General features: G+C 63.6%; 8 protein-coding genes. 2 read left to right on the top strand and 6 right to left on the bottom strand.

All coding sequences use genetic code 11. The features are described from left to right. Nucleotides 1–135: 135 nt before the first annotated feature. The 4 genes from ACFZCD_RS23760 to ACFZCD_RS23745 form a co-directional block, all read right to left on the bottom strand. The gene (locus ACFZCD_RS23760; protein WP_391833962.1) at nt 136–1374 is read right to left on the bottom strand and encodes a helix-turn-helix domain-containing protein; all 1239 of its coding nucleotides are present in this window, start codon (nt 1372–1374) and stop codon (nt 136–138) included. A gap of 787 nt (nt 1375–2161) precedes the next feature. Continuing rightward, a complete protein-coding gene (locus ACFZCD_RS23755; protein WP_391833960.1) occupies nt 2162–2920 on the bottom strand; it encodes a hypothetical protein in 759 nt (252 codons plus the stop codon). A gap of 9 nt (nt 2921–2929) precedes the next feature. Further along, nucleotides 2930–4003, bottom strand: coding sequence for a hypothetical protein (locus ACFZCD_RS23750; protein WP_391833958.1), 1074 nt, complete (start codon nt 4001–4003; stop codon nt 2930–2932). Between the two features lie 82 nt (nt 4004–4085). Further along, nucleotides 4086–5240: a siphovirus ReqiPepy6 Gp37-like family protein gene (locus tag ACFZCD_RS23745; protein ID WP_391833956.1), complete on the bottom strand. Its 1155-nt coding sequence runs from the start codon at nt 5238–5240 to the stop codon at nt 4086–4088. 514 nt (nt 5241–5754) lie between these two features. Between ACFZCD_RS23745 and ACFZCD_RS23740 the strand changes: the two genes are divergently transcribed. Both ACFZCD_RS23740 and ACFZCD_RS23735 read left to right on the top strand, forming a co-directional pair. Further along, entirely contained in the window at nt 5755–6240 is a 486-nt protein-coding gene (locus ACFZCD_RS23740) for a ricin-type beta-trefoil lectin domain protein (protein ID WP_391833954.1), read from the top strand. A 271-nt stretch (nt 6241–6511) separates the two neighbouring features. Continuing rightward, a complete protein-coding gene (locus ACFZCD_RS23735; protein ID WP_391833952.1) occupies nt 6512–6973 on the top strand; it encodes a hypothetical protein in 462 nt (153 codons plus the stop codon). Nucleotides 6974–7090: 117 nt separating this feature from the next. Here ACFZCD_RS23735 and ACFZCD_RS23730 read toward each other — a convergent pair whose 3' ends face one another. Then, complete coding sequence (locus ACFZCD_RS23730) at nt 7091–7234, bottom strand: hypothetical protein (RefSeq protein WP_391833950.1); 144 nt, start codon at nt 7232–7234, stop codon at nt 7091–7093. Nucleotides 7235–7303: 69 nt separating this feature from the next. After that, nucleotides 7304–7864 carry a hypothetical protein gene (locus ACFZCD_RS23725; protein WP_391833948.1) on the bottom strand — a complete coding sequence of 187 codons (561 nt, stop codon included), beginning with the start codon at nt 7862–7864 and terminating at the stop codon, nt 7304–7306. Nucleotides 7865–7956: the final 92 nt, after the last annotated feature.

The raw sequence follows: 7956 nt of genomic DNA, 5'->3' as shown, positions 1-7956 counted from the left end.
TCGTCCGGAACAAGATCAGCACGCATCCGGACACCCTGCCGACCAAGATTGCCGAGCGCAAGACCCACAGCTCAACTCATTCTGAAACGATCAGTTAGTCGTCCGTCCTATACCACTCCGCCGTGAAAGGTGCCCTTAAAGGGCAGATTTGGCAGTCGCTGGGGGGAAGCCATGCGAAATGCCCGTTTGTGCCCCAATGAGATCCCTGACCCGCCGCAGCCGCCCCGTTGAGGCACGGCCCACCTTCTCGACGATGACATTGGGCAATGCCTGATGGCGGGCCCATTCAGGTGCCTGGACCAGTGTCTCCTCCAGCGTGTCCAGTGACCTGTCCCAGAGGCCAGCATCCGCGAGCGTCATCGCCTTATCCATGGCGTAGCGATGCCGGGCGGCTTCAGTGAGCCCTGTGACGTCCTTGATGCTGTCAATCAGCGTCAGCGCCTTGCCGGTCAGACCAAGGGCTACGTTGATACCCACCGCTTGCGTAGTAGCGGTCAGCGGGCCGAAGAGCGTCCCGTATGCCCGATGCTCCGCACCCATGCGTACGCCAGCAGCGTGGGACTGCGACAGATAGTCGGCAGCACGTTCCTTGTCCTTCAGGCGCGAGGCGACCACCGCGGCGAAGTTGATGTGGCTGCCGTAGACAGTCAGCTGGTCAACAGTTGCAGTGGAGAACCGTGGCTCAACGTCCACTGCAGCCTTCTCGGCCAGCCGAAGCGCGTCCTGAAGCCGTGCGTCCCGCAAGTAGATCCAGGAGCGCCCTGAGGCCACGACAGCCGGCTGCAGCTCGTCTGCCGAGCGTTCGGCTGCGGCCTGGGCGTGCCCGATCGCCGCGTACGCCAGGTCACGCGCGCCCATGAGGTTGGCTACGTAAGCGGAGATGCGGTAGCTGTCGGCGAGAAGGCCCCAGGCTTCGCCTTGCTCGCCAGTGGGGCGACCGTGAAGATGCATCGCCGCCTGCTGCAGAAGCGGGGCTGCCAGGGCGCCCGCCTCCACATAGAGACCTTTCCAATACCGTTCCCAGCACGCACGGATGACCGACCGCAGGTCGTCAGCCCCACCTGCCTCCTCGACACCTTCAGGCAGCAGCCCTGCGGCCGTGTCATGCACCGTTTGAGAAAGCGTGCGCAGCGTGATCCGATCAGCTTGGGCCATGGCTCGTCGGGGAGCCTGCTGCCCGAGGATGACGGACGTATCGGCTCCGAGGGCGTCCGCGATGGTCAGGAGCGTGTTCAGGCTGAGCGCCTTGTCCTGCTCAGCCTTCTGGATGGTGACGACGGACAGCCCCGTCATCTCGGCGAGCTGGGACTGGGTGACGTCCCTGCCCCGCAGGATCTTGATGCGTTGACCGTTCGAGTACTCGCTCCACTGCATGCCCCAACTCCTATCGGTGAAGCTCCCGTTCTTGAACGGTACCCGCACAGGGCGGCCTGTTGAGGCCGGCAGAGCCATCGCTCCCCAGGCGGCGTCACCAGCACCAGAGGAAGCAGCGACCATCCCCAGGGCCCTGAGGAGGCCCTGGGAGGGGTATATCCCCCCGACAATAAATATGTACCTGTGCTCCGAGCTGGGCATCACACCACCGACTCAATAAGTAGCGCGGATCACTTTATTAGTTGGCTAGCCTGCCCCAAGAGCCGCCGAACGGCGGCAGATCGCCCCGCCGGCGACCTCCACAGGCCCACTTGCAGCCATCTCAAAGCCCCAGCATTCGAATTCCACACCGCCAGACCGTCTGGGTCTCGCGAATGGGCGAAACTTTGATACCCGTACACGGTCGGAAAGAGGCACCCCCGGTGGGTCCTTTTCTTTTCTAACTAGGCATTACCCCCGGGTGCTACATGTGCCCTGACCTGCGGAGGGCAGGACCCCGGCTGGCGACAGCAGCGGAGACGGCTCCGCGGCCCCACCCTGCTGCGCACAGATCGATACCACCAGGTCACCGGTGCGCACGTCGGCCGGGACCGGCAACTCCGCCACGTCACCGGATGCGCTCGCGGAGACACTGCTGGAGAAGGACGGAAACTCGCTCGGCGGCCGGGCCTCACTGCGCCACTCGGCGCCATCCCAGTACAGGGGGGCACAGGCCGCCACGTGGCCCCGTCGAAGGCCTGGGGCGTCTGGTCCACCCAGGTCTTGCCCGTCGAAGACGAGGACTTGGTTAGCCATCTTCACCCACACGTCCCCCGCCCGTGGGGCGGCCGGCGGGAGCGGCCCCGAAAAGAGCCGGGCGGATCCCAGGTTCGAGGCCGTGACAGTGCCGCTGCTGATGACGGAGCCGTCCCCCCCTCACCTGAAAGACCGCGCCCTCGTTCGTCGGGCTCGCCGCGGTGGAGCTGACGTTGATCAGCGTCTTCCCGGCGCCGAACCCCGGGGCGCCGATGCACAGGGGCACCTTCTTCCCGATCGTGTCGAGGTAGAGGGCCCCGGTGCTGCGCAGCCGTGTCCGCTCATCCCCGTCCGCAGTGCGGAGGCGAAGTACGTTGCCGGTGGGGTCGTCGGTGACCACGGCGGACAGCCACGAGTCACCTGTCGGGGCCTGGACTTCCGCCGCGCGGGTGGGGAGGTAGGCCGCGAGGCGCTCGTCGGTGTACGCCCGGGACTGGTGCGGGTCGGTGTCCGTCAGGTGCTTGCGGAGCCGATCGCCCACGGTCACGGACACCAGGGCGATCCGGCCGACGTCGAAGTCCACCCACAGCCGCTCAGCATCGTTGGGCGGCCCGTAGAAGGGTGGGATGACGCCGCGGACGTCGGCCTGGAGCTGGATGATCGGTGCCTCGTCGGCGTCGGTCAGGTCAGTGATCTGCCGGGCGGCGTCGGAGGGGCCGTCCCAGACCGTGCCGACGGCCCAGGGGACGCGCCGGCCGTCGATGTCCTCTGCGACGTCGGAGGCCGTACCGCCGAAAAGATTCCGCGCCATGCTGCCTCCTTATTCGCTGAACACGTTGGCTTCGTAGGCGCCGGAGAAGTAGATCGTTGACCGGCCTGGGAAAGTTCGGAGCACGTCCATGCCCTCAGAGACGGTCTGCGAGTTGTGGTAGTACATGCTCGCGTGCGTGGAACCCCCACCGGGCCAGCACATTGTCTGAAGCTGGATGAGGTTGGCCATGCCGCCGCGATAGTCCATGTTGCGCATATGGCCGTTCAGGACCTGACCGGTAGCCCCGTTGGCCTGGTGGGGCAGTTCGAAAGCGATGGGGACGTCCGGCCGGTTCTTGATGTTGGTCGTCGTCGTGTTCTTGATGCTGATCGAGTAGTAGACGACGTTCGGGGCGATCCAGCGCCAACAACCCTTGTACACCATGCCGTTAGAGGGGACATTGATGGCGTTGGCCAGGCCGGTGTTGTAGGTCCGCGACTTCCCCACGTGCCGGGTGATGAGGCAGCCGTCACGGCCCTTGAACATCTCGTTCTGAGAGTCCCCGCCGTTGTTGTCCAGGTCGTAAAGGAAGGTGCCCACGGTAAGAAGATCTGCTGCAGGCCGGGGGTTCCACGGGGTGGCAAAGGCCTGCGGCAAGTCGAACGGGGCCCTCAGAGAGAGCTGCGGTGCCCCGTCCTTCGCGGGGACGTCGACCTCGTACAGCACCATTTCCCACTGCTGGCCCGGAATCCGCTTCGGCAGCGGCGCAATCGGGGAGGCGCTGGGCTGACCCTTGACCACCGCGGCATTCACCGAACCCTGCACCATGTCGGCGCGCACGACTACCGTGTCCTTACGGGCCTTGTCCGTCGGGTTGGGCTCAACAGTCAGCAGGGTGGAGGCGGTGAGCTGGTAGTAGAAGCCGCCGACCCAGGCACGGCCCGGCTGAAGCTCGATGGTGCGGCCGTTGATGACCGTGGCGGAGAACGGCAGCGCCCCGGAAGCATAGGATTCGCTCGTGAGCCGGAAATCGACCCGGTCCCCGCCCCACATGCCAGCCATGGTCTGCCACTGAGTCTCGGACACCATTTCCGTGCCGCCGGCCGGGCTCGACCGGGAAAACGGGTAGCTTATCTCTACCAAATGCTCACATCCTTGCTTCAAGTTTCCGCAGCTTCTCCCGCATCTCGAAAACCGTGTTGTAGAGGTTCAAAGGGGAGCCGGTTCACTGGTCGCCGACCTTCGGCGTGACTGCGGATACCCGTCCGCCGTCCTCCACACTGATGTTGACCTCGCGGACGATGTCCGTGTACTCCTCGCCATCCGCAGCAACGGTCACCTTGTCGCCAACGAAGTAGTCCCGGCCGAACTGCAGTTGCTCCGTGTCGATGGGGTAGATCTGGAAGTTCCCGTTGCGAGCACCCTCGCGCAAGACACTGTCGGCAGCATCGACCACGGCATTCTTCGCCGCCTCGAAGTCGGCATCCGTGACGTCAGGCTTGGCCTTGACCGGCTTACCTGCCGCAGGGTCGGTCTTGAGGGGAAGGTCCCAGCGGTCAATGAACTGCTCGATCTGCAGGCCCCATTCCTTCTCGGCCTCCTCGTCGACCTTCTGCCGGATGTACCGGTCGGCGCCCTCGCCCTGACAGGCAACAACGGCCCGGGTCACACGCGGAACGGCCCGGGTCACACGCGGAGCCGTCAATGTCCACGTGTACTCGCGCAGATTCCCCGGCTCCGGGGAAAACCGCACCGTCTTGCTTTTGTCCTGTGGCTTGAAGACGTCCAACGTAATGACCTTGCGGTCGGGATTGTGAACGAACCGGTAGCCGACATTCTTGGACCGGCACCAATCTTCGAGCTTGGTGCCCAGGACATCGAAGCGCAGGCTCTCCGCGACGGTGTCGCCGACGGCAGCGCCGACCCCGACGCCCGGCATCTGTCGGTCGGGCAGGGCCCGGGGGCCGATCGCGTGGTTCAGCTCCCACCACATGGCCTCGCCGGCCGTGCCGCTCGCACCGCGGAAATCCTTCGCCTGATACTGCTGGCTGACCGCCTTTGACGGGTCCGGGAAGGCCAGACGGCTGTATGCCAGTTTGTTGTCACACTTGCCTCCGACAAAAACGCTGCCCACACCAATGTGCTGCTCAACAGTCCAATACCGCTGGAAGAACTCGATCTGTCCGCTGAAGATCGGGAAGTCCACGCCGTCTTGCCAGACGCTGATTCCACCACCGCGCTGCAAGAGCTGCGCTTGGGGTGTGCGGTCCTTCACCAGGATTTGCCAAGTACCCTGCCGACAGAATCGGATGACGAGAGCCATCTTGATCCACGTGTCGATTTCTCCAATGCGGTTCAGAGCCTTGTCTCGGACCTCCACTCGGCATCCCAGGTTGCACCTCCAGTAAATACTCTATTGCCTTGTCGATCTCCCCAGCCGTAGGCCGCTGTATTCGCTGGTTGGGAAAAACCCGCGAGATCGCGATTGCAGACGGGGCAAGGTGCGGAAAGTCCGGCTGAGTATGCCCGTCTGGTCGGAACAGCCACACGGATAGGCGTGCGGACATACTGGAGCTGACGGTGATGGGTAATCCTCTTGGAGGAAACACGCAGCTCAGAGCGGGTTTCCTGGGTTTCCTCTTCCACGGGAAACCCAGACAACGTTGACCCGGCTGCCATGCCGGTGATGGCATGCAGTTACTGCACGGCGACCCGGCCAGACGGGGGCCGCAGGCCGGCGGCTCTGTGGCCGCAAGGGAGCAGAACAAGCCTTGCATGTCACGTGTTGTCTGGGTCTCAGCCTTCCTGAAGGCTATGCGACCTACCTAGGATCGTCGCTCAGTTCGACGAACGTTCAGTCCATCCACCTGCAGTGCGCATGGAAAGGGGGCAGCATGAAGAACGTGAAGAAAACGGTGCTGGCCCATCTGGCGGCAGCAATTGTCATAGCACCGTTGGCGGTAGTCGGGGTTTCTGGTGCAGCTTCCGCCCATAATGGCGACGTGGAGACCTGGCGAAACGTGGCCACCAAAAGGTGCCTGACCCATGACGGGAAGCATAAAGTTTACACTGCAGCTCAGCGTAGCTGCACTCAGGGATGGACTGAGCGCGCCATCCGTGAATACTCCGGAGGGCAGGGAATCTACCAGCTTGCATGGCATGTGGCCGGGAAAGACTTGCTGTGCCTCGACAGTAGCGACGCAGGCAGGGTCTACATGAACCCGTGCAACAAGGGCAGGTACCAAATGTGGGAGCAAATCAAGTCTTCGAGGGGCTGGGAGCTCACCAACGTTGCGACGGGCCGTGTTCTTGACAGCACCGACAGCGGCACGGTGTACACAAACCCCCAGAACTTCGGCCCGTATCAGCACTGGACGTGACGTTCAGATGAGCGGCCTATCCGGGTTCTAACAGCCTCTTGGGAGTAACGGAGCCGCCGCGACTCTTGCACACATTCCCTCATGGTCGCTCCTGGGGGAGTTGCCCGTCTGCGATTGATTGATCGCGCGACATAATTGGCAGGCTGGGAATCATAAGAGGGCCAAACAAGCCTCGCAGACTACATGCTGTCTGATTCTCGGTCTGTTCGGATGTCATATGCGATTGGTATGGTCACCCAGTCCAGCTCCACACTCACAGAAAGGGAACGGTGTGAGGAGAACGAAAAATCGGGTTCGCGCCCGGCTGATAACCGCTGCCATCGTAGTTCCGCTGACGATAGCTGGAGCGTCAGGTCAGGCGCTTGCCGACGAAAAGGCCGTGACGTGGAAGAACGCGAAAACCAGGCTGTGTCTTCAGGTCACGAGGGCCGCCAAGGTAGTAACCGGAGATTGCAGTAATCGCCTGTGGAGGGACTGGATTGAGACCCCGGTAGGCATCAATTACTACCTGTCCCCAGTCGAGTTCCCGTCCCAGTGCCTCGACAGCAGCGACGCGGGTAATGTGTACCTGAAGACTTGCCACCTCGGCGACTACCAGAAATGGGAGGAGGTGAAAACCTCCACCGGGTGGAAGCTCACGAATCACCAGACAGGCCGCGTTCTGGACAGCAACGCCGACGGTAACGTGTACACGAATCCCAGCTACAACAACCTGTATCAGCGCTGGGAATAACATCCGGGTTAGCAGCTCGGCCTCCGACGTGTGGGACTGTTCGGGGCAACCGGGCCGCCATCACGGTGCGCCGATGCCTCCAGGAGTTGCTCCTGGAGGCATCGTTCTGTTTCCCACCTAGTAAGTGCCGGTGGCGTCGGCCTGGAAGAGTACCCCGGGCCAGCGCCGGTCGGTGAAGGAGGTGAGCTCCCCCTCACCTCCGTACCCGGTGATCGACACGTAGGTGTGCCCCCACGCCATCGGGTGGGGCGGGATCGGCACCGGAACGGGCCGGTCCTCGACCACCTGATCTCGTGTTGCTGGTACGGGAATGAGGAACCTCCTTGTCGATTACATGCCGTACATCACCTCCGCGTACTGCATGGCCCGAAGCAAGGCCTTCGGCGTGGTCTCACCCTTGGCCTCGTGGACGTGGATTTCGTAGGTCCGGCCGCCCAGAAGTTCCTGCGTCTGCTGGGCGCTGTGCACTCGTTCGCCCCCGTGGAAGTCCACGAGCTCCGGGCCCTGTTCGCCCACCAAGCGGAGGCCCGGTGAGGCGGACATGGTGCCCATCCAGTAGCCGGACGTCCCGTTGAGGGCCCGGCGCCAGCCGGATCCGTAACGGTCGATCGCGTAGGAGAGACCGGCATAGAGGGAGGCCATCGGATTGAATTGCCCGAGGCCCCGGTACGGTCCCGCGTACGCATTGAAGGTCGAGCCAATCACCTGCAGCAGGCCCTTCGACGGGTCACCCGCCTTGGCGTTGGAGTCCCAGTTGTTGACCATGTTGGGGTCACCACCGGATTCCACGTCGATGCGGTGGAGCACCAGGGGGACGTCCGCGAGGGAGATTCCGCCCCGGGCGCCCAGCTCGTGAATGACCCGCTCGACCAGCGGTCGCCACTGGCCCACCAGGCCGGCGAACTCGCCGGTCCCCTCGGAGAAACGCGCCAGGGAGCCCGGCCAAGGGTTCAGGGACGGGCCCTTGCCCGCACCCGGAGCAC

Source organism: Streptomyces sp. NPDC008001 (assembly GCF_042958085.1).
GTDB lineage: Bacteria > Actinomycetota > Actinomycetes > Streptomycetales > Streptomycetaceae > Streptomyces.
This window is presented reverse-complemented; position numbering and strand designations above follow the sequence as displayed.

What these genes read in the sequence shown, in the direction of transcription:
- ACFZCD_RS23740 (WP_391833954.1), top strand. Translation starts at nt 5,755, where the DNA reads ATGAAGAACGTGAAGAAAACGGTGCTGGCCCATCTGGCGGCAGCAATT.
- ACFZCD_RS23760 (WP_391833962.1), bottom strand. Translation starts at nt 1,374, where the DNA reads ATGCAGTGGAGCGAGTACTCGAACGGTCAACGCATCAAGATCCTGCGG.
- ACFZCD_RS23755 (WP_391833960.1), bottom strand. Translation starts at nt 2,920, where the DNA reads ATGGCGCGGAATCTTTTCGGCGGTACGGCCTCCGACGTCGCAGAGGAC.